Annotated in this window: 17 protein-coding genes; 6 read left to right on the top strand and 11 right to left on the bottom strand. The window is 74.9% G+C overall.

The window, feature by feature from the left end; genetic code table 11:
- Nucleotides 1-45: 45 nt before the first annotated feature.
- Nucleotides 46-738 (bottom strand): NAD(P)-dependent oxidoreductase, encoded by a 693-nt coding sequence (locus ACI78Z_RS13015; protein WP_457036957.1) that lies wholly within the window; start codon nt 736-738, stop codon nt 46-48.
- A gap of 152 nt (nt 739-890) precedes the next feature.
- On the opposite strand from ACI78Z_RS13015, the gene ACI78Z_RS13010 reads away from it, so the two are divergent.
- On the top strand, nt 891-1,901 hold the full coding sequence (locus tag ACI78Z_RS13010; RefSeq protein ID WP_457036956.1) for an AraC family transcriptional regulator: 1,011 nt from the start codon (nt 891-893) through the stop codon (nt 1,899-1,901).
- A gap of 115 nt (nt 1,902-2,016) precedes the next feature.
- Here the strand turns inward: ACI78Z_RS13010 and ACI78Z_RS13005 are convergent, their stop codons facing one another.
- From ACI78Z_RS13005 to folP, 4 genes are all read right to left on the bottom strand, one after another.
- Entirely contained in the window at nt 2,017-3,618 is a 1,602-nt protein-coding gene (locus ACI78Z_RS13005; protein ID WP_457036955.1) for a 4-coumarate--CoA ligase family protein, read from the bottom strand.
- Nucleotides 3,619-3,712: 94 nt separating this feature from the next.
- Nucleotides 3,713-4,138: a PaaI family thioesterase gene (locus tag ACI78Z_RS13000; RefSeq protein WP_457036954.1), complete on the bottom strand. Its 426-nt coding sequence runs from the start codon at nt 4,136-4,138 to the stop codon at nt 3,713-3,715.
- 143 nt (nt 4,139-4,281) lie between these two features.
- Nucleotides 4,282-4,665 (bottom strand): VOC family protein, encoded by a 384-nt coding sequence (locus tag ACI78Z_RS12995; RefSeq protein WP_457036953.1) that lies wholly within the window; start codon nt 4,663-4,665, stop codon nt 4,282-4,284.
- A 68-nt stretch (nt 4,666-4,733) separates the two neighbouring features.
- Nucleotides 4,734-5,594, bottom strand: coding sequence for a dihydropteroate synthase (gene folP, locus ACI78Z_RS12990; protein WP_457036952.1), 861 nt, complete (start codon nt 5,592-5,594; stop codon nt 4,734-4,736).
- A 72-nt stretch (nt 5,595-5,666) separates the two neighbouring features.
- Between folP and ACI78Z_RS12985 the strand changes: the two genes are divergently transcribed.
- A complete protein-coding gene (locus ACI78Z_RS12985; protein ID WP_457036951.1) occupies nt 5,667-6,128 on the top strand; it encodes a MaoC family dehydratase in 462 nt (153 codons plus the stop codon).
- A gap of 54 nt (nt 6,129-6,182) precedes the next feature.
- On the opposite strand, the gene ACI78Z_RS12980 is transcribed toward ACI78Z_RS12985, so the two are convergent.
- Both ACI78Z_RS12980 and ACI78Z_RS12975 read right to left on the bottom strand, forming a co-directional pair.
- On the bottom strand, nt 6,183-7,436 hold the full coding sequence (locus ACI78Z_RS12980) for a serine hydrolase domain-containing protein (RefSeq protein ID WP_457036950.1): 1,254 nt from the start codon (nt 7,434-7,436) through the stop codon (nt 6,183-6,185).
- Nucleotides 7,437-7,609: 173 nt separating this feature from the next.
- The gene (locus ACI78Z_RS12975; protein ID WP_091223132.1) at nt 7,610-7,894 is read right to left on the bottom strand and encodes an HU family DNA-binding protein; all 285 of its coding nucleotides are present in this window, start codon (nt 7,892-7,894) and stop codon (nt 7,610-7,612) included.
- Nucleotides 7,895-8,090: 196 nt separating this feature from the next.
- On the opposite strand from ACI78Z_RS12975, the gene ACI78Z_RS12970 reads away from it, so the two are divergent.
- Nucleotides 8,091-9,014, top strand: a complete 924-nt coding sequence (locus ACI78Z_RS12970; RefSeq protein WP_457036949.1) for an aldo/keto reductase — start codon at nt 8,091-8,093, stop codon at nt 9,012-9,014.
- On the opposite strand, the gene ACI78Z_RS12965 is transcribed toward ACI78Z_RS12970, so the two are convergent.
- Entirely contained in the window at nt 9,015-10,109 is a 1,095-nt protein-coding gene (locus ACI78Z_RS12965; protein WP_457036948.1) for an EAL domain-containing protein, read from the bottom strand.
- A gap of 172 nt (nt 10,110-10,281) precedes the next feature.
- Between ACI78Z_RS12965 and ACI78Z_RS12960 the strand changes: the two genes are divergently transcribed.
- Nucleotides 10,282-13,110: a SpoIIE family protein phosphatase gene (locus ACI78Z_RS12960; protein ID WP_457036947.1), complete on the top strand. Its 2,829-nt coding sequence runs from the start codon at nt 10,282-10,284 to the stop codon at nt 13,108-13,110.
- A gap of 106 nt (nt 13,111-13,216) precedes the next feature.
- On the opposite strand, the gene ACI78Z_RS12955 is transcribed toward ACI78Z_RS12960, so the two are convergent.
- The gene (locus ACI78Z_RS12955; RefSeq protein WP_457036946.1) at nt 13,217-13,933 is read right to left on the bottom strand and encodes a trimeric intracellular cation channel family protein; all 717 of its coding nucleotides are present in this window, start codon (nt 13,931-13,933) and stop codon (nt 13,217-13,219) included.
- Between the two features lie 118 nt (nt 13,934-14,051).
- Between ACI78Z_RS12955 and ACI78Z_RS12950 the strand changes: the two genes are divergently transcribed.
- Nucleotides 14,052-15,587, top strand: coding sequence for an amidase (locus ACI78Z_RS12950; RefSeq protein ID WP_457036945.1), 1,536 nt, complete (start codon nt 14,052-14,054; stop codon nt 15,585-15,587).
- A 126-nt stretch (nt 15,588-15,713) separates the two neighbouring features.
- Here ACI78Z_RS12950 and ACI78Z_RS12945 read toward each other — a convergent pair whose 3' ends face one another.
- Together ACI78Z_RS12945 and ACI78Z_RS12940 are read right to left on the bottom strand one after the other, a co-directional pair.
- Complete coding sequence (locus ACI78Z_RS12945) at nt 15,714-17,753, bottom strand: acyl-CoA dehydrogenase family protein (RefSeq protein ID WP_457036944.1); 2,040 nt, start codon at nt 17,751-17,753, stop codon at nt 15,714-15,716.
- Complete coding sequence (locus ACI78Z_RS12940) at nt 17,750-18,391, bottom strand: TetR family transcriptional regulator (protein WP_457036943.1); 642 nt, start codon at nt 18,389-18,391, stop codon at nt 17,750-17,752. Before ACI78Z_RS12940 ends, ACI78Z_RS12945 begins: the two co-directional genes overlap by 4 nt.
- Before the next feature lie 91 nt (nt 18,392-18,482).
- Here ACI78Z_RS12940 and ACI78Z_RS12935 point away from each other — a divergent pair, with 91 nt between their 5' ends.
- Entirely contained in the window at nt 18,483-19,763 is a 1,281-nt protein-coding gene (locus tag ACI78Z_RS12935; RefSeq protein ID WP_457036942.1) for an acetyl-CoA C-acetyltransferase, read from the top strand.
- The last annotated feature ends 115 nt before the right edge of the window (nt 19,764-19,878 follow it).

Raw genomic sequence — 19,878 nt, 5'->3', positions numbered from 1 at the left:
GCCCCCCACCGTGGGAGGCCGCCGTCCTCGCAGCTCTCTGCAGGCTCAGCGCGGGGCCGGCACGGGGCCGCCGCGTGCTCCCGCCGTCCGGGCGCCGGAGACCGCGACGCTGCGCCGGCCGTCGCCGGGGACCTCCGCCAGGTCCGCGAGGACGCCGCCGACCGCCCGCCGCGACACCCGCATCCCCTCGGCGTCCCCCGTGCAGGAGAGGGCCGCCGGCTCGTCGCCGTCGGTCAGGTACACCGGCTGCATCAGCGTCCAGTCCAGACCGCTGCCGCGGACGATCCGCTCCTGCACCTCGTGGTCGGCGATCTGCGGACGCAGCAGCAGGGCGAACGCCAGCCTGCTGGACAGCGGCAGCCGGTCGCGTGTCTCCCCGACGCCGTAGGACGACTGGACGACCAGCCGCCGCACGCCGTGCTCTGCCATGGCGGCGACCACGGTGGCGGTGCCGCGGGAGCGCACGTCCGGCGCGGTCCCCGCGCTGCCGAGCAGCCGCACCCGCAGCGGGGGCTCGCTGATCCCCAGCGTCACCACGACGGCGTCCTGCCCACGGACGGCGCCCCCGACGTCCCCCGGCACGGTGGCGTCGCCGTCCACCGCCCGGACCCCGGGGCGGTCCCCGAACACCGCGCTCGCCCGGCGGGCGAAGGCGGTCACCTCGTGCCCGCGGCCGGCCAGCGTCTCCACCGCCGCCCGGCCCGATCCCCCGGTTGCGCCCACGACCGACACCTTCACGTCCCTGCTCCTCTCGGTGGTGCCGGCCCGCCGACCGGCACTCCCGAGAGTGGCGAGCCCGAGGCGCCCGGCCCATGACCACGCGTCCGGGGTCCGTGCCCGTTCGTCCGGACGGCCTGGACGCCTGGTGCCGGCCTGACGAGGGTGGACCCATGACCACCGGGGAGCTCCGCGGCCTGCGTCCCGACCGCCCGTGGGTGCCGGTCGACCCGATCGGCGGGGTGCTGGCGGACCTGCGGATCCGGGGCACCTTCTACTGCCGCGCGGAGGTCGCCGCCCCGTGGGGCCTGGAGATGCCCGCCCTCGAGGGCTGCATGAGCTTCCACGTCGTCACCGAGGGCAGCTGCCTGCTGGAGGTCGACGGCGTCGGGGCGCTGCTCGGCCCCGGTGACCTGGCGCTGGTGCCGCACGGGCGGGGGCACCTGCTGCGCAGCCGGCCGGGCGCCCGGATCGCCGGTCGGGCGGACGCGCTGCCGCAGCAGTACCTCGGGGAGCACTACTCGGTGCTGCGGCTCGACGGTGGGGGTGCCCGCACCGGCCTGGTCTGCGGCATCGTGGAGCCCGACCGGCCCGGGGCGGCGCACCTGCTGGACCTGTTGCCGCCGGTCCTGCACGTCGACGGGCGGGACGCGGCACGCGGCGGCTGGCTGCCGGTGCTGCTGGGGGTGATCGCCGACGAGGCCCGGCACGACCGGCCGGGGGCGGAGGCGGTGGTCACCCGGCTCGCCGACGTCGTCGTCATCCAGGCCGTGCGGGCCTGGCTGGACACCGCGGCCACCGGTCCGGGCTGGCTGCGGGCCCTGCGGGACCCGCAGGTGGGGCGCGCGGTGGCGAAACTGCACAGGGAGCCGGGAGCGGCGTGGACGCTCACGCGCCTGGCGCGGGAGGCCCGGATGTCCCGCTCCTCGTTCGCCGCCCGGTTCACCGAGCTGGCCGGGGAACCGGCCATGCGCTACGTCGCGCGCTGGCGGATGCACCTGGCCACCGTCGCCCTGGCCGACGGGGCGCGGGTCGGCGAGCTGGCCGGGCACCTCGGCTACGAGTCGGAGGCCGCCTTCTCCCGGGCCTACAAGCGGGTGGTCGGCGTTCCGCCGGTCACGGCGGCGCGGCGGGGTCCCGGACGCGCCGGGGCGCCGGCCGCGGCGGGTGCGGCCGGCGCCTGACCTCCGGCGGCCCCCTGCAGGGTCCCGCAGGCCCCGTCCAGAGGCTCGCCGCGAGCCTGCGAGTGGTGAGGAGGAGGGGGCCTTCTACGAGGGGCGGGGGCAGGGGGGTCCTCTCTCAGCCTGCGGCGCGGAGCTCCTTGCGCAGGATCTTGCCGGCCGCGGACTTCGGCACCGCCTCGATGAACTCGACGATGCGGATCTTCTTGTGCGGCGCCACCTTGCCGGCCATGTACTCGATGACCGCGTCCTGGGTGAGCGTCGAGCCGGGGGCCCGGACGACGAAGGCCTTGGGCAGTTCCTCGCCGCTCTCCTCGTCGGGGACGCCGATGACCGCGGCGTCGGCGATCTCCGGGTGCCCGAGGAGCACGGCCTCGAGCTCGGCCGGGGCCACCTGGTAGCCCTTGTACTTGATCAGCTCCTTGACCCGGTCGACGACGGTGTAGCGGCCGTCCTCGTCGACGACCGCGACGTCGCCGGTGTGCAGCCAGCCGTCGGCGTCGATCGTCTCCGCCGTCGCCTGGGGGTTGTTCAGGTAGCCCTTCATGACGTTCGGGCCGCGCACCCACAGCTCGCCCCGCGCGCCGGGAGCGGCGTCCTCACCGGTGGCCGGGTCGACCAGCCGGCACTCGGAGTTCGGGACGGCGAAGCCGACCGAGCCCTTCGGGACCGAGCCCGGGGCCGCACCCGGCGGCTCGGCACCGAGGTCGGGGGTCGTGTGGGAGACAGGCGACAGCTCGGTCATCCCGTAGCCCTGGGCCACCGTGACGCCGCTGTCGGCGCCCTTGCGCAGCCGGTTCTCGGCGGCGAGGGCCAGCTGCTCGTCCAGTGGGGCCGCGCCCGAGAGGATCGAGGTCAGCGACGACAGGTCGTACTGGTCGACCAGCGGGTGCTTGGCCAGCGCCAGCACGATGGGCGGCGCCACGAAGGCTCGGGTGATCTTGTGGTCCTGGATGGTGCGCAGGAAGTCCTCGAGGTCGAAGCGCGGCAGCGTCACGACCGCGCCACCCCACGCCAGGCCCTGGTTCATCAGGACGGTGAGCCCGTAGATGTGGAAGAACGGCAGGACGGCGATGATCCGCTCGTCCTCGCCCAGCTGGATGAGCGGGCGGCACTGCGCCACGTTGGCCACCAGGTTGCGGTGGGTCAGCATGACGCCCTTCGGCAGCCCGGTGGTGCCGCTCGAGTAGGGCAGGGTGACCAGGTCGTTCGCCGGGTCGATGTCGACCTGGACCGACGGGGCGTCGGTGCTCAGCAGGTCCACCAGCGAGGCGTGGCCCTCGGCGCCGTCCATGACGACGACCTCGTCGACCGGGGACGTCTCGATGGCGGCCTTCACCCGGTCGAGGAACGGCGAGACGGTGATCAGCACCTTGGCGCCCGAGTCGCGCAGCTGGAACGCGATCTCGTCGGGCGTGTACAGCGAGTTGATCGGCGACATGACGCAGCCGGCGGCGGCGATGCCGTGGAAGACCACCGGGTACCAGGGGGTGTTCGGGCAGAACATCGCGACGACGTCGCCCTTGCGCAGGCCGCGCGCGTGCAGGGCCGCGGCGACCCGGTCGACGTAGGCGGCCAGCTGGCCGTGGGTGATGACGTCGCCCTTGAGGCCGTCGACGAGTGCGGGTGCGTCGGGCTTCTCGCGCCCGGCGGCGAGGACGAACTCGGGGACGGAGACGTCGGGGATCTCGACGTCGGGGTAACGGCTGGCCAGCGCCACGGGTTGAACTCCTTCGCACGTCGGTGTGGCGCCAGTCTCACATCCCCGGTGGCCCCGGTCACCATGGGGTTACCCGCGAGTACCCGGTCGTGTGCTAGCGCGGCCAGAGCACGGACTGGGTGCAGCGGAACAGCGCGATGGTCTTGCCGGACCCCTCCGCGGTCACGACGGCGTCCCACACCTGCGTCGTCCGCCCGGCGTGCGCGTTGGTGGCCACGGTGAGGACCCGGCCCTCGCGGAGGGTGCCGAGGAAGTTGCTCTTCAGCTCGATGGTGGTAAAGCCGCTGGCTCCCTGGGGCAGCAGCGCCCGGGTGGCCAGCCCGCACGCGGTGTCGGCCAGCCCGATGACGGTCGCGGCGTGCAGGTAGCCGTTGGGCGCCAGCAGCTCGGGACGGACGTCGAGCGCGGCCTCCAGCCGGCCGGGCTCGTGCGCGGTGATCGTGAGCCCCAGCAGGCCCGGGAGGGTGCCCGGCAGCAGGGCGTTGAGCTCGTCGGCGGTGTGGAACCCGGTGGCGGCCATGCCGGGCAACGTAGCCCGCGGCCCCCACCGGCCCGCGGCCCAGGACGATCAGCTCAGCTGGTCGTCCGGGGTGCTGGCTCGCCGTCGACGGTGAGCCAGGACGCGTTCCGGTGAGCTGAGCTGATCGTCCGGGACGGTCGCCGTCAGCTGCCGGCGGTCTCCCAGAGCCCGACGACGTTGCCCTCGGGGTCGCGCACGTAGGCGGTGAAGCCCATGTCGCCGACCGGCTGCTTGCCGAGCACGGTCGAGCCGCCCAGGTCGCTCACCCGCTCCAGGGCGACGTCGATGCTCTCCACGTCCACCACGACCACGGGCCCCGGGGCCGCGGCGGTGCTGCGGGCGAGCATCCCGCCGTTGACGAAGCCCGGCTCGGTGGGTCCCTGGTCGCCGCTGGGGCCGGTCACGACCAGCGTGTAGTCCATGCCCGGCATCTCCTGCAGCTGCCAGCCGAAGGCCTCCTTGTAGAAGCTCCGTGCGCGCTCACCGTCGTCCACGGGGATCTCGAAGTGCACGACCCGGCCACTCATCGCCGCCACCTCCTGTGCCGATCGGTGCGGCGCAGGCTAGGCCTGCCGGCCGGTCGCCGCCAGGGGTCTCACGCCAGGCCGCGGGTGGTGCGCGCCGGGGGCCGGTCGCCGCGGATGGAGGCCACCATGTCCAGCGTCTGGCGGGTCGCGGCGACGTCGTGCGCGCGGAACACCGTCGCTCCGAGCCAGGCGCTCACCGCCGTCGCCGCCAGGGTGCCCGTCAGCCGCTCGTCCAGCGGGACGTCGAGGGTCTCCCCGACGAAGTCCTTGTTCGACAGCGCCACCAGCACCGGCCACCCGGTGGCGACCAGCTCGTCCAGCCGCCGGGTGGCCTGCAGCGAGTGCCGGGTGTTCTTGCCGAAGTCGTGCCCGGGGTCGACGAGCACCCGGTCGCGGTCCACGCCCGCCGCGACCGCGGCCTCGGCCAGCGCCGTCGTCCGGACCACCACGTCGGCCACGACGTCGTCGTACTGCACCCGGTGCGGTCGGGTGCGCGGGGGCAGCCCGCCGGTGTGGGTGCAGACGATCCCGGCGCCGGCCCCGGCCGCCACGACGGCGAGCTGCGGGTCGACGCCGCCCCACGCGTCGTTGACGACGTCGGCGCCCGCGGCCAGCGCCTCCCGCGCCACCTCTGCCCGCCAGGTGTCGATGGAGATGGGCAGCGTCGGGTGGGCCGCGCGGATGGCCGCGACCAGGTCGACGGTGCGCCGCACCTCCTCGGCGGCGCTCACCTCCTCGCCGGGTGCGGCCTTGACCCCGCCGACGTCGACCATGTCCGCGCCCTCGGCCACCACCCGGTCCACCCGGCCGACGGCGGCGGCGAGCTCGTAGGTCGCGCCGCGGTCGTAGAAGGAGTCGGGGGTGCGGTTCACGATCGCCATGACCACGAGCCGGCCGGGCGGCACGTCCAGGGACCCCAGTCGCAGCACGCCGCCCTCTCCGGTCGGACCTCCGTGTGGTGGAGTCAGCAAACCAGACCCGCGGATCAGGAGGAGGGGCTCATGGCGCAGACCACGGTGGAGGGCATCGAGGGCGTGCTGGCGAAGGTCGGCCAGCACCTCGGGCACAGCGACTGGCTCGAGATCACCCAGGAGCAGGTGAACCAGTTCGCCGAGGCGACCCACGACCACCAGTGGATCCACGTCGACGTCGAGCGGGCGAAGCGGGAGAGCCCGTTCGGTGGCCCGATCGCGCACGGCTACCTGACGTTGTCGCTGGTGTCGGCGCTGTCGGCGCAGATCATCGAGGCGAAGGGCTTCCGGATGGGCGTCAACTACGGCGCCGACAAGATCCGCTTCGTGTCGCCGGTGCCGGTCGGTGCCCGCATCCGCGCCTCGGCGACCCTCGACGAGGCCAAGCAGTTCGAGGGCGGCGTGCAGATGAACCTGGGCGTCACCATGGAGATCGAGGGCCAGAGCAAGCCGGCGATGGTCGCCTCGATCCTCTTCCGCCGCTACCTGTGAGGCCCGGGTCCCTCGGCGGCGGTCCCCGCGGGGACCGCCGCCGAGGGACCTCGCTCAGTCGACCAGGGCCTGGTTGACCAGCTGGCGCAGGTGGCTGCGGATCGGCAGCGTGCTCGAGGGCACCAGCTGGGTGTAGAAGCTCACCGTGAGGTCCTCCACCGGGTCGACGTAGAAGACGGTGGACGCCAACCCGCCCCACGTGTAGTCGCCGACGTTGGACAGCACGCCGTAGCGCACCGGGTCGATCACCACGGAGACCCCCAGACCGAAGCCCACCCCGCGCAGCGGCGTCTCGGCGAACACCGGCCGGCCGAAGGTCTCGATGTCGGCGTTGCCCGGCAGGTGGTTGCGGGTCATGTAGGCGATCGTGCGCGCGCTGAGCAGCCGGCCGCCGTCGTAGGAGCCGCCCCGGCGCAGCAGCTCGGCGAAGCGCAGGTAGTCGGCGGCCGTCGAGACCAGCCCGCCGCCGCCGGAGAGGAAGACCGGCTTGCTGCGCGCCGCGGCGCCCATCGTGTCGAGCGGGGCGAAGCCGGTGGCCGGGCCACCGGGCTGCCCGGGGACGGCGGCGTAGAGCCGGGCCAGCGCGTCGACGTCGTCCCCCTCGCGCAGGCCGAACGAGGTGTCGGTCATGCCGAGCGGGCGGAGGATTCGCTGCTCGAAGAACTCGTCGAGCGGCTGACCGGAGAGGACCTCGACCAGCCGGCCGAGGACGTCGGTGGAGACGCCGTAGTTCCACTCCGCGCCGGGCTGGAACAGCAGCGGGATCGCCGCCCACTGCCGGCACACCTCGGCGGAGTCCGCGCCGGCCGGGGTGCCCACCTCGTGCCCGGCCGCCCGGTACATGGCGTCGACCGGCGTGGCGTGGTGGAAGCCGTACGTGAGCCCGGACGTGTGGGTGAGCAGGTGCCGCACCCGGATCGGCTCCGTCTGCGGGGCGGTGACCGGCTTCTGCGCCGAACCCGCCACGTAGACGCGGGTCTCGGCGAACTCGGGCAGCCAGCGGGAGATCGGGTCGTTGAGCTCGAAGGCGCCCTCCTCGTACAGCATCATCGCCGCGACCGAGGTGATCGGCTTGGTCATCGAGTAGATGCGCCAGCGGGTGTCCCGCTCGACCGGCAGCCCCGCCTCGACGTCGCGGTACCCGGCGGAGCCGACGTGCGCCAGGTGCCCGTGCCGGGCCACGGTCACCAGGTAGCCGGGCAGCTGGCCGTCGTCGACCCAGCGGGCCAGTCGCCGGTCCAGCCGGGTCAGCCGACCGGCGTCGAAGCCGACCTCGGCCGGGTCGGTGTCCACCTCGAGTGCCGTCACGCGTCCTCCGTCCCTCGCGCCGCCCGCCGTCGGACGGCGACTGCCCGGGCATCCTGACCCACGTGCTCGTGGGCCAGGGCATAGGGGCGGCCGCCGTCCCGACGGCGGAGGGCGGCCCCCTTGCAGGGCCCCGCCGCGAGCGTGCGAGGGGTGGGGGGCAAGGGGGTCCTCACTCAGACCGGGACGTTGCTGGCGGCCTTCTTCAGGTTCGAGCCCGCGGTGACCTTGACCGTGTTCGCAGCGGGGATGTCGATGGACTCGCCGGTCTGCGGGTTGCGGCCGGTGCGCGCGGAGCGCTGCGTGCGCTCGACGGTCAGCAGGCCGGAGACGGCGACCTTCTCGCCGCGGGTGATGGCGTCGACGAGCTCGTCCTGGAGCCCGGCGAGCACCGAGTCCACGGTCGAGGTGGGCACGTCGGCCCGCTTGGCGATGGCGGAGACGAGTTCGGCCTTGTTCACGGGGTTCCTTCCGTGTCGGTGACAGAGCGTGCCTGACCGCGCCGGACGGCGAGGTCGGACCGCAGGCACCGTGCCATGCCGCCCTGACAGCCCGCCACCGAGGGGGGTGAACGGGTCCCCCACGTCCCACCGGTCCCTCCAGGGCGGCTCCCTCTCGCGAGGGGCGCGCCGGCACCCCCCGACCTAGCGTTGGACCATGCCAGTGATCCCGGGGACCGACCTCACCGTCAGCGACCTCTGCCTGGGCGGCAACGTCTTCGGCTGGACGGCGGACGAGCCGACGTCCTTCGCCCTGCTGGACCGCTTCGTCGACGCGACGCCCAGCACCCAGGGGCCGTTCGTGGACACCGCCGAGTCCTACGGCCGGGGCGCCTCGGAGCAGATCTTCGGCAACTGGATGGCCGAGCGCGGGCAGCGCGACCGGATGGTGGTGGCGACCAAGGCCTCGCGGCTGGAGAAGGAGCACCCGCTGTCGGCGGCCGAGATCCGGACGGCGGTCGAGGGCTCGCTGCGCCGGCTGCAGACCGACCGCATCGACCTGTACTACGCGCACTACGACGACACCTCCACGCCGCTGGAGGAGACGCTGCGCGCGTTCGACGAGCTCGTCCGGGCGGGCAAGGTCCGGTACGTCGCGGCGTCGAACTACTCGCCGGAGCGGCTGAGCGAGGCGCTGGAGACCTCCGAGCGGCTGGGGCTGGCCCGCTACGTGGCGCTGCAGCCGCACTACAACCTGGTGGAGCGGGCCGCTTACGAGGACGGGCTGCGCGACGTCGTGGCCGCGCACGACCTCGGCGTGCTGCCCTACTACGCGCTGGCCAAGGGCTTCCTGACCGGCAAGTACCGGCCCGGCGCGCAGGTCGACTCCCCGCGGGCGGAGGGCGCCTCGGCCTACGTGGGGGAGCGCGGCGACCGGGTGCTGACGGCGCTGGGCCAGGTCGCCGACGCCCACGGGGTTCCCGTCGCGGCGGTGGCGCTGCGCTGGCTGGCCGACCGGCCGACCGTCGTCTCGCCGATCGCCAGCGGCCGGTCGGTGGAGCAGCTGGCCGACCTGCTGCCGATGCAGGACCTCGTGCTCACCGACGAGGAGACCCGACTGCTGGACGCCGCCAGCGCCTGATCAGCGGCGGGCGACGGCGGCGGCCAGGTCCTCGACGCGCAGCAGCCCCACGACGGCGCCGCCGGCGTCGGTGCAGACGACCGGGTCGAAGCGCAGCGCCGGGGGCCGGGTGAGGGCCCGCTGCAGCGTCTCGGCGGCGTCGTCCGACGGGTGCGCGCGCAGCGAGACGGGCGCGGTGTAGGGCGCCCTCGTCCGGGGGCAGGCCAGCCACAGCGCCACCGGCTCGCCCCGCTCGGCCACCAGGACCGCCGGGGGGACGACGGGCAGCGGCTCGGTGACGTCGGCCTGCCGGACCGGGCGCACCAGGGAGGCGACGCCGGCGGCGACCTGCGTGCGGGCGACGTGCGTCCGGACCAGGGCGGCCACCGCGGGCGCCAGCGGGGCGAACCCGGGCGCCGGGCGGCCGAGCAGCCAGCCCTGCGCCAGCGGCACGCCCAGCCGGGCCAGCGCGGCCAGGTCCGCGGCGGTCTCGACACCCCGGGCGAGCAGCCGGGCGTCGAGCCGGCCGGCGAACTCGCCCACCATCCCGGTCAGCGCCGTGCGGACCGGGTCGCTGCCGACGCCGGTCAGCCGGGCCCGGTCGAGCGTGACCAGCTGCGGGCGGACGGCGGCCATCTGCTGCAGGCCCGAGAAGCCCGGGCCGGCGTCGTCCACCGCGACCAGGGCCCCGCGGGCGCGCACCGCGTCGGTCTCCCGGCGCAGCGCGTCGAGGTCGTCGACGGGCGCGTGCGCGGTGAGCGCGACGACGACGCGGTGCAGGTCCGGCCGGGTCGTGAGGGCGTCCCGGACGGGGCTGCTGCCCAGCAGCTGCGGGCTCAGGTCGACGGCGAGGAACGTGTCGTCGGGCAGCTGCGGGACGGCGGCCAGAACCTTGGCCAGCGCCAGCGCCTCGAGCTCGGCGGCCAGCCCGCAGTCGGCGGCAGCCGCGACCCAGACCTCGGGACCGGCGGTCCCCGGGAAGCGGCAGAGGGCCTGGTAGCCCACGACGCGCACCGCGGCGAGGTCGACGATCGGCTGGAACACCAGCGTCAGGTCGTCGGGGTCGCCGAGCAGCGGACGGCAGTCGGGCAGGCCGGTCGCGAGGGTGGCCGTCATGGGGACCCCATCGGTCCGCGCGCCGCCGCGCTCGACCCCGGCTCACACGTCGGGGTGGGACACGGGGACGACACGTGCGGGGGACGATCCCGTTGCACGGCCGACCGGCGTGTCAGGATGGGGTGTTGACGCGGCCGGCGCATCCGCCGCCCACGGGTCGAGGGAGTGGGGCATGTCGTCGGCACCCCCGCCCTCCGGGCCTGACCTGCTCACCGACCCTGGGCGGGTCGCCGCCGCCCGCCGGCTCCTGGCCGAGGCGACCCCCGGCGTCCACGACCGGCTCGCCGAGCTCGCCGCTCGGCTGGCCTCGGCGTCCGCGGCCCTGGTCTGTCTCGTCACCAACGTCGAGGTGCCCGTCGGGTCCTGCGGCCTGCCGGCGTCGCTCGTCAGCGGCCCGCTGCCCCTCGACGGCTCCCCGTGCGCGGTCACCGTCCGGCTCGGCGCCCCGGTGGTCGTGGCCGACGCGACGCAGGACGAGCGCCTCGCCTCGTTGCCCGCGGCCGTCCGGGGGGCCCTGGTCGCCTACCTCGGCGTCCCCCTGCGGGCACCGTCCGGGCAGGTGGTCGGGGCGCTCGCGGTGTTCGACGGCGTCCGGCGCGGCTGGTCGGCCGACGAGGTCGCCTCGCTGGAGAACCTGGCCGCCTCGGTGGTCTCCGAGCTCGAGCTGTCCGCCGCCCGGTCCGCCGCGGACGCCTCCCTGATGCGCCTGGAGCTGGCGCTGGAGGCCAGCGCCGTGGGCACCTGGGAGGTCGACCTGCGGCGGGACACCATCGACTGGGACGAGCGCTGCGCGGCGATCTTCGGCTACGACTCCACCGTCCGCATGGGCCTGGACCGGCTGTTCGGCCGGCACGTGCACCCGGAGGACCGGGTGCGGGCGCAGGAGGAGATGCAGGCCGCGATCGGCGCCCTGGCCCGGTACACGGTCGAGCTGCGGGTGGTGCGGGCGGACGGCGCGGTGCGCTGGACGGTCAGCCGCGGCCGGGTCCTGGCGGGCCCGGACGGCGCGCCGGAGCGGATCGTGGGCACGGTCGTCGACGTCACCGAGGCCCACGAGCAGGCCGACCGGGAGCTGGACGCCATCCGCCGGGCCGCCGCGATCGCCGAGGTCGCCGCCGAGCTCGCCGGTGCCACGCGGATCACCCAGCTGGCCGAGATCGCGCTGCGCGCCGCCGCCGTGCTCGGCGCCGAGTCCATCGGGCTGGCGGTGTTCGACCCGCGCGACGACCGGCTGTACCTGCACCTGACCCGCCGCATCGTCGACAGCGTGGCCAGCGCCGCCGACGTCCGACTGCCGGCCGGCGGCGTGGAGACCCCGCTGGACGACGAGCTGCCCACCCAGTGGGTCGCCCGGCACGGGGAGCCGCTGCTGTTCCCCGACGCGGCCTCCGCCGAGGCCCGCTTCCCGCGGATGGCCGAGATCAACGAGGTGCTCGGCAGCCGGGCGCTGGCCGCCCTGCCGCTGCGGGTGGAGGGCCGGCTGCTCGGTGCCTTCGTCGTCGTGTGGACCACCGAGCACCCCTTTCCCGACCGCGACGTCGAGCTGCTGGAGGGACTGACCGCGCAGATCGCGATCACCGCTTCCCGGCTGCAGGCCGACGCCGTCCGCGCCGACGCGGTGGCCGCGATGACCGAGGCCACCGCCCGGCTGCAGCTGCTCGCCGACGCCGGACGGGTGCTGTCGGGGACGCTCGAGATCTCCCGGCAGGTGGAGCAGCTGGCCGATCTCGTCGTCCCCACCCTCACGGACTGGTGCTGGCTGGTCGTCACCGACGAGCAGGGCCGGCTGCACGAGCTGGCCTCGGCGCACCGCGACCCCGAGCTGCGCGCCGAGCTGGAGCTGTACGTGCACTCGATGATCGCGGTGATGACCGACGAGGCCGCCGCGCCGGTGGTGACCCGCACCGGCCGCCCGCTGGTGCTGCCCCGGATCGACGCCGAGCGGGTGGAGCGTGCCATCCCCGAGCCCGCGACCCGCGAGCTGCTGGGCCGGCTGGGCCTGGACTCCGGCGTCATCGTGCCGCTGGTGGCCCGCGGGCAGACGCTGGGCGCCTTCGGGCTGTTCAACGGCGCGGACCGGGGCCCCCACACACCGGCCGAGATCGAGACCGCCGTCGAGGTGGGCCGCCGGGCCGGCCTCGCGCTGCACCACGCCCGGCTCTACGGGCAGCAGCGGGCGCTGGCCGGCGCACTGCAGCACAGCATGCTCACCGCCCCGCCGGAGCCGGACCACTGCGAGATCGTGGTGCGCTACGTGCCGGCCGCGGCCGGCGCGGAGATCGGCGGCGACTGGTACGACGCATTCCTCGAGCCGGGCGGCGCGACCGTGCTGGCCATCGGTGACGTCGTCGGTCACGACACCGGCGCCGCCGCCTCCATGGGCCAGCTGCGCGGCCTGCTGCGTGGGATCAGCTACTCCAGCGGAGCCCCGCCGGCGCAGGTGCTCACCCAGCTCGACCGCGCCGTCCGCGGACTCGGGCTGGACACCATGGCCACCGCGCTGGTCGCCCGGCTCGAGCAGGAGGACGCCGACCTGCGCGCCGACCACACCGTGCTGCGCTGGTCGAGCGCCGGGCACCCGCCACCGGTGCTGGTGCAGCCCGACGGGCGGGTGCAGGTGCTCGCCGACGACCTGCCCGACCTGCTGCTCGGCGTCGACCCGTCGGCCCCGCGGCAGGACCGCGTCGCCGTCGCCCCCGCGGGCAGCACGGTCTTCCTGTACACCGACGGGCTCGTCGAGCGCCGCGACCGCGACCTGGACACCGGGACCACCGAGCTGGTGGCCGTGCTGGCCGAGTACGCCGATCTGCCGCTGGCCGACCTGTGCGACCGGGTCCTCGAACGGCTCTTCCTGCCCGACGCGGAGGACGACGTCGCGCTGCTCGCCGTCCGGATGCACTCCCAGACCCGGCCCCGCCCGCCCGAGGCCGGGCCGCAGCAGCTCCCGCCGGGGTTCGCGCCCGCCCCCGCGGTGCACCCGGAGGCCGGCACCGCGAGGTGACACCACCGGTGCTGCGGCTCCTCGGTGTCCGGCGGCGGCCACCCTTTCAGGGTCCCGCGCCGAGCGTGCGAGGCGTGGGGGGAAGGGTGGTCCTTCGAGGGGTCCTTCACCGGTCGCGGCGGCGCCAGCGGGTCGGCCGCCCGGCCCGCACCCGCAGCAGCCTGCGGCGGGCCCGGCCGGGCAGGTCGACGGCCACCGGCGCCTCCCAGCCGCGCCACACCGACAGCACCCGCAGCGTGGCGACCAGCACGATGACCAGCGCCGCGACCGGGATGGGCTCCAGGCCGACCGGGCCGGCCAGCACGGTGAGCGCGATCGCGCCGAGCAGCGCGGCGACCGCGTTGTACGGGCCGGGCTGGACGATGTCGGCGCGCTGGGCCAGCAGGACGTCGCGGATCACCGCGCCGCCGACCGCCGTGACCGTGCCGACGAAGACCACGCTGGCGCTGGGGAGGGCGGCCAGCTGCGCCTTCTGCGCGCCGATGACGGTGAAGAAGCCGAGCGTGACGGCGTCCAGCACCACCAGCAGCCGGGTCAGCCGGGACAGCCAGCCGGAGAAGTAGAAGGTCACCGCCGCCGTGATCGCCACCGTGGGCAGGTAGGCCGGGTTCGTCAGCGCCACCGGCGGCAGGTCGCCGAGCAGCAGGTCGCGGACCAGCCCGCCGCCGAGCCCACCGCTGAAGGCCAGCAGCAGCACGCCGGAGACGGCGAACCCCTCGCGGGCGGCGAGCAGCCCGCCGGTCAGCGCCCCGATCACGATCGCGGCGAGGTCGACCGGCGCCGGCACCCGCAGCGTCTCGGCCGCCGCGGCGATGATCTCCACGGCCGGGATCGTGCCCCATGGCCCGGGGTCTCCCGTGGCAGGCCGTCGGCGCCGGTGGCAGGACCGCCGGGACGCCCGCTAGCTTGCGGCTCCACCCACCGCTCACCTGGAGGCAGCCGTGCCCGTACGCCCGCCGGACGAGAACGAGGTGGCCGCGCTCGCGGCCAGCTACGGCATGGAGCGCAGCCCCGAGGAGGTGGCCGCCTACACCCCGATCGTCGCGGCCTTCCTCAGCTCCTACGACGCGGTCGAGGAGCTCTACGCCGGCATCGCCCCGCAGGCGCCCGGCGACCGGCCGAGCACCCGCCCCGACGACGCCGCCAACCCGCTCGGCGCCTGGTACGTGACCACCGAGGTCCGCGGCGCCGCCGACGGGCCGCTGGCCGGCCGGACGGTCGCGGTCAAGGACAACGTCGCGGTCGCCGGCGTCCCGATGATGAACGGCTCGCACACCGTCGAGGGGTTCGTCCCGCGGGAGGACGCCACCGTCGTCACCCGCCTGCTGGAGGCCGGCGCGACGATCACCGGCAAGTCCGTCTGCGAGGACCTCTGCTTCTCCGGCGGGAGCCACACCTCCGTCACCGGCCCGGTGCGCAACCCGTGGGACCCGTCGCGGACGACCGGCGGCAGCTCCAGCGGCAGCGCCGCGCTGGTGGCGGCCGGGGAGGTCGACCTGGCGCTCGGCGGGGACCAGGGCGGCTCGATCCGCATGCCCGCGGCCTTCTCCGGCATCGTCGGCCACAAGCCCACGCACGGGCTGGTGCCCTACACCGGCGCGTTCCCCATCGAGTTGACCCTCGACCACCTGGGCCCGATGACCCGCACGGTCGCCGACGCCGCGATGATGCTCGACGTCCTCGGCGGCCGGGACGGCGACGACCCGCGCCAGCCCGCCGACCTGGTGCCCGAGCAGTACGCCGCCGCGCTCGGCGGGGACGTCTCCGGTCTGCGGGTCGGCGTGGTCGCGCAGGGCTTCGGCTGGGCGGAGCTCTCCGAGCCCGGCGTCGACGAGACGGTGCGGGCCGCGGCCGGCCGGCTGCGCGAGCTGGGCATCGAGGTCGTGGACGTCGACCTGCCGTGGCACCGGCACGCGCTGCACGTCTGGAACGTGATCGCGACCGACGGCGCGACGGTGCAGATGATCGAGGGCAACGGGTACGGCTGGAACTACGAGGGCCGCTACGACCCCGAGCTGGTCGCCCACTACGGCCGCCAGCGGCGCGAGGTGGTCGACCGGTGGTCGCCGACCGTCACCGCGGTCGCCCTGGCCGGGCGGTGGTCACTGGAACAGCAGCAGACCCGGCACTACGCGATGGCGCAGAACCTGGCGACCGAGGTGCGCCGGCAGTACGACGCCGCGCTGGCCGACGTCGACCTGCTGGTCATGCCCACCGTGCCGATGGTGGCCCCGGAGATCCCGGCGGCGGACGACCCGCTGGAGACCCAGGTGGCCCGCGCGCTGGAGATGATCGTCAACTGCGCGCCGTTCGACGTCAGCGGGCACCCGGCCACCAGCGTCCCGGCGGGGCTGTCGCAGGGGCTCCCGGTCGGCATGATGCTGGTCGGGCGCCGCTTCGAGGACACCACGCCGCTGAAGGTCGCGCACGCCTTCGAGCAGCTGGTGGGCGGGTTCCCGCCACCGCCCGCCCGCTGACCGCTCCTTCCGACCCCGCCGTCTCCCCCCGCAGTTGATCATGGGGATGTCGCCGGCCGCAGCGGCGTGTCGAGCCGTGTCGGCGTCAACAACGCCATGATCAACTGCGGGGGAGGGGTTCCCGGGTCACTGGCCGGGCGGGACCTCCACCGAGGTCGCCGTCCCGCGGCGCAGCTGGACGTCGCGGGTGGCCCCGTCGTGGGTGCACATGGCCTCCTGGCGGGCGGCCTCCTCGCGCAGGATCGCCGCGCCCTTCCAGTCCTCCGGGATGGCGAAGGCGTCCACCAGCGTGACCATGTGCGGGCGCAGGTCCCGGAGCAGCGCGTTCACCGTGGCCGTGAGCGCCTTGGAGCGGTTCGCGGTCAGCCGGCCGTGCTCGAGGAACCAGGCCCGGTCGGCCTCGATCGTGGACAGCGCGTAGAGGTCGCAGACCCGCTCGAGCAGGGCGCGGGCGCCGGCGTCGGTGGTCCGCTCGATGCCGGCGACGAACGCCTCGAGCACGACGCGGTCGACGTGCGTCTGCGCCGTGCGCAGCACGTGGTCCTGGACGTCGTTGAACACGTCGAAGGGCCGGGGTGGGCCGGGTGAGGTCGTAGCCTCCGCGCCCCGCCGCAGCCGCCGGATGGCGCCGTCGAGCACGTGCTTCTCGCGGTCCTCGAGCATCTTCAGCTGCCAGCCGCGGTCGAGCAGCGGCACCTCGTCGTCCCGGCCGGGGACGGCGTCGACGAGCCGGGCGATCAGGCCGCGGGCCGCCGTCCGCTCCAGCACGGTCTCGCGCACCATGTCCGCGATGAACCCCACCTTGCCCCAGCCGTCGAGCGAGCCGAACGCGTCGCGGTAGCCGGTGAGCAGGCCCTTGGCGACCAGCTGCAGCAGGACGGTGTTGTCGCCCTCGAAGGTGGTGAACACGTCGGTGTCGGCCTTGAGGTGGGGCAGCCGGTTCTCCTGCAGGTAGCCCGCCCCTCCGCAGGCCTCGCGGGCCATCTGGATGGTCCGCGAGGCGTGCCAGGTCTGCGCGGCCTTGAGCCCGGCGGCCCGGGACTCCAGCTCCCGCTGCGCACCCTCGTCGAGGTCCTCCGCGCCCTGGACGTCGTGCATGGTGCCGACCAGCTCCTCCTGTGCGAAGTGGTAGGCGTAGGTGGCGGCCAGGGCCGGCAGCAGCTTGCGCTGGTGCACGAGGTAGTCGTTGAGCAGGATCTCGCGGTCGGCGCCCGGCGCGGAGAACTGCCGGCGGGTCTCGCCGTAGCGGACGGCGATGTCCAGGGCGAGCTTGGTCGCCGAGGCCGCGGAACCCCCCACGCTGACCCGGCCGCGCACCAGCGTGCCGAGCATGGTGAAGAAGCGGCGGGTCTCGTTCTCGATGGAGCTGCTGTAGGTGCCGTCCTCGGCGACCTGGCCGTAGCGGTCGAGCAGCATCTCCCGCGGCACGGTCACGTGGTCGAAGCTCAGCCGGCCGTTGTCGACGCCGAGCAGGCCGGCCTTGGGGCCGTCGTCGCCGATCGTCACGCCGGGCATCGGGTCGCCGTGCTCGTCACGGATCGGCACCAGCCAGGCGTGCAGGCCGTGCCGCTGGCCCTTGGTGACCAGCTGGGCGAACACGACCGCCATCCGGCCGTCCTGCGCCGCGTTGCCGATGTAGTCCTTGCGGGCGGCCTCGTGCGGCGTGTGCAGGTCGAACGTCCGCGTCCCGGGGTCGTAGGTGCACGTCGTCCGCAGCTGCTGGACGTCGGAGCCGTGCCCGGTCTCGGTCATGGCGAAGCAGCCGGGCAGGTCGAAGGTCATGATGTCGCGCAGGTACGCGTCGTGGTGCCGCTCGGTGCCCAGCGCCTGGACGGCGCCGCCGAACAGGCCCCACTGGACGCCGGCCTTGACCATGAGCGACAGGTCGGTGAAGGCCAGCATCTCGATCGCAGTGACCGAGCCGCCGGCGTCGTCCTCGCCGCCGTACTCCTTGGGGAAGCCGAGGACGACGCGGCCGGACCGGGCGAGTTTCCGCGCCATCCGGGTGACCCGCGTGCGGGCCTCCTGCACGTTCTCGCCGTACGCCGGCAGCAGGTCCGGGTCGTGCAGGTTCTCCCGTGCGTCGCGGCGCACGTGGCCCCAGCGGCCGTCGAGCACCTCGGTGAGCGCCCTCGGGTCCACCGCGTGCGGCAGGCTCGTGGTCATTCGCTGTCCTCCTTGCGGGTCCCGATCGCGGAAAGTCCGGCCCAGGCGAGATCGGTCAGGTGCGCGGCCAGTTCCGTGCGGGGCATCGGGCGGTCGGCCTGCAGCCACCAGTCGGCGGCCGAGCGGACGAGGCCGACCAGGCCGTGGCCCCACGGGAGTGCGGCGGCAGGGTCACGGCCGGCCTGCTCCAGGGCGACGGCGACCAGAGCGGCCGCCCGGTTCCCCACGAGGGAGGACAGGTTGGCGATCGGATCGCTGTCGGCCGGGCGGTCCGGCGCCTGGACGACGAACCGGTACAGCTCCGGGTCGGCCTCGAGGAACGCCAGGTAGGTCTCGACGGCGGCGGCCACCATCTGGCGGGGCTCGTCGGTGCTGTCCATCGCCTCGCGCAACCGGGCGGTGAGGGAGTCGGCCACCCGGGCGCAGACGGCGACGTGCAGCTCGGTGCGGTCGGCGAAGTGCCGGTAGACGACGGTCTTGCTGGTGCCGGCCGCGGTGGCGATCTCGTCCATGCCGACGCCGGCGCCGTGCCGGCCGACCGCGGCGATCGTGGCGTCGACCAGCTGCTCGCGGCGGGCGCGGCGGTGCTCGTCCCAGCGCGAGTGGCGGCGGTCACGCCTCGACGTCTCGGCTTTCACGGCACCGACAGTACCTGATACCGTTGGTTCCAGACACTTGTCGGGGCGGTGCCGTGCCGTCCTGCCCCCATCCAGTGATCGGGAGGGCCCGATGGCTCCGCAGACCCGGAAGGCCGCCGTCGTCGGCGGCAACCGCATCCCCTTCGCCGGCTCGAACTCCGCGTACGCGCAGGCGTCCAACCAGGACATGCTCACCGCGACGCTGGACGGGCTGGTGGCCCGCTTCGGGCTGCAGGGCCAGCAGGTCGGCGAGGTCGTCGCCGGCGCCGTCCTCAAGCACGCGCGCGACTTCAACCTGACCCGCGAGGCGGTGCTGGGCTCGCGGCTGTCGGCCGCCACCCCCGCCTACGACGTCCAGCAGGCCTGCGGCACCGGGCTCGAGGCCGCGGTCCTCGTCGCCAACAAGATCGCGCTCGGGCAGATCGAGTCCGGCATCGCCGGCGGCGTCGACACCACCTCCGACGCCCCGCTGGCCATCCACGACGAGATGCGCCGCGTCCTGATCGCGCTCAGCAGCGCCAGGACCCTCCGGCAGCGGCTCGAGGCGCTGGCCGGCGTGCGACCGGGGATGTTCGTGCCCGAGATGCCGCGCAACGCCGAGCCGCGCACGGGCCTCGCGATGGGCGACCACCAGGCGATCACCGCCGAGCAGTGGGACATCAGCCGCGAGGCCCAGGACGAGCTGGCCGTCCGCTCGCACCAGAACCTGGCCGCCGCCTACGACCGGGGCTTCTTCGACGACCTGGTCACCCCCTACCTGGGCCTGACCCGCGACCAGAACCTCCGGCCGGACACCTCGGTGGAGAAGCTCGCGACGCTGAAGCCGGTCTTCGGCGGGGAGGGCGGCACGATGACCGCGGGCAACTCCACGCCGCTGTCCGACGGTGCCTCCGCCGTCCTGCTGGCCTCCGACGAGTGGGCCGCGGCGCGGGGGCTCCCCGTGCTGGCCCACCTGGTCGACGCGCAGACCGCCGCCGTCGACTACGTGCACGGGGGCGAGGGCCTGCTGATGGCCCCGGCGTACGCCGTCCCGGTGCTGCTGGCCCGCAACGGCCTGACGCTGCAGGACGTCGACTTCTACGAGATCCACGAGGCGTTCGCCTCGACGGTGCTCGCCACGCTGAAGGCCTGGGAGGACCCGGCGTTCTGCAAGGAGCGGCTGGGCCTCGACGCCCCGCTGGGCGCCGTCGACCGCTCGAAGCTCAACGTCAACGGCTCGTCGCTGGCGGCCGGGCACCCGTTCGCCGCGACCGGCGGGCGGATCGTCGCCTCGCTGGCCAAGCAGCTGCACGAGGCCGGCCCCGGCAAGCGCGGCCTGATCTCCATCTGCGCGGCCGGCGGCCAGGGCGTCGTCGCGATCCTCGAGTCCTGACCCCAGGTGGGGGGGGGGGGGGGGGGGGGGGGGCCGGGGCGCGGGGGGGGGGGGGGGGGGGGGGGGGGGGGGGGGGGGGGGGGGGGGGGGGGGTGGGTGGGCGTGGTTTTCCCGG

Source organism: Geodermatophilus sp. SYSU D01176, from assembly GCF_054050015.1.
This window is presented reverse-complemented; position numbering and strand designations above follow the sequence as displayed.

Coding starts and splice junctions, on each gene's coding strand:
- ACI78Z_RS13000 (WP_457036954.1), bottom strand. CDS start 4,138: ATGGCCGCCACCGGGTTCCACACCGCCGACGAGCTCAACGCCCTGCTG.
- ACI78Z_RS12995 (WP_457036953.1), bottom strand. CDS start 4,665: ATGAGTGGCCGGGTCGTGCACTTCGAGATCCCCGTGGACGACGGTGAG.
- ACI78Z_RS12965 (WP_457036948.1), bottom strand. CDS start 10,109: ATGACGGCCACCCTCGCGACCGGCCTGCCCGACTGCCGTCCGCTGCTC.
- ACI78Z_RS12970 (WP_457036949.1), top strand. CDS start 8,091: ATGCCAGTGATCCCGGGGACCGACCTCACCGTCAGCGACCTCTGCCTG.
- ACI78Z_RS13010 (WP_457036956.1), top strand. CDS start 891: ATGACCACCGGGGAGCTCCGCGGCCTGCGTCCCGACCGCCCGTGGGTG.
- ACI78Z_RS12945 (WP_457036944.1), bottom strand. CDS start 17,753: ATGACCACGAGCCTGCCGCACGCGGTGGACCCGAGGGCGCTCACCGAG.
- ACI78Z_RS12935 (WP_457036942.1), top strand. CDS start 18,483: ATGGCTCCGCAGACCCGGAAGGCCGCCGTCGTCGGCGGCAACCGCATC.
- ACI78Z_RS12960 (WP_457036947.1), top strand. CDS start 10,282: ATGTCGTCGGCACCCCCGCCCTCCGGGCCTGACCTGCTCACCGACCCT.
- ACI78Z_RS12985 (WP_457036951.1), top strand. CDS start 5,667: ATGGCGCAGACCACGGTGGAGGGCATCGAGGGCGTGCTGGCGAAGGTC.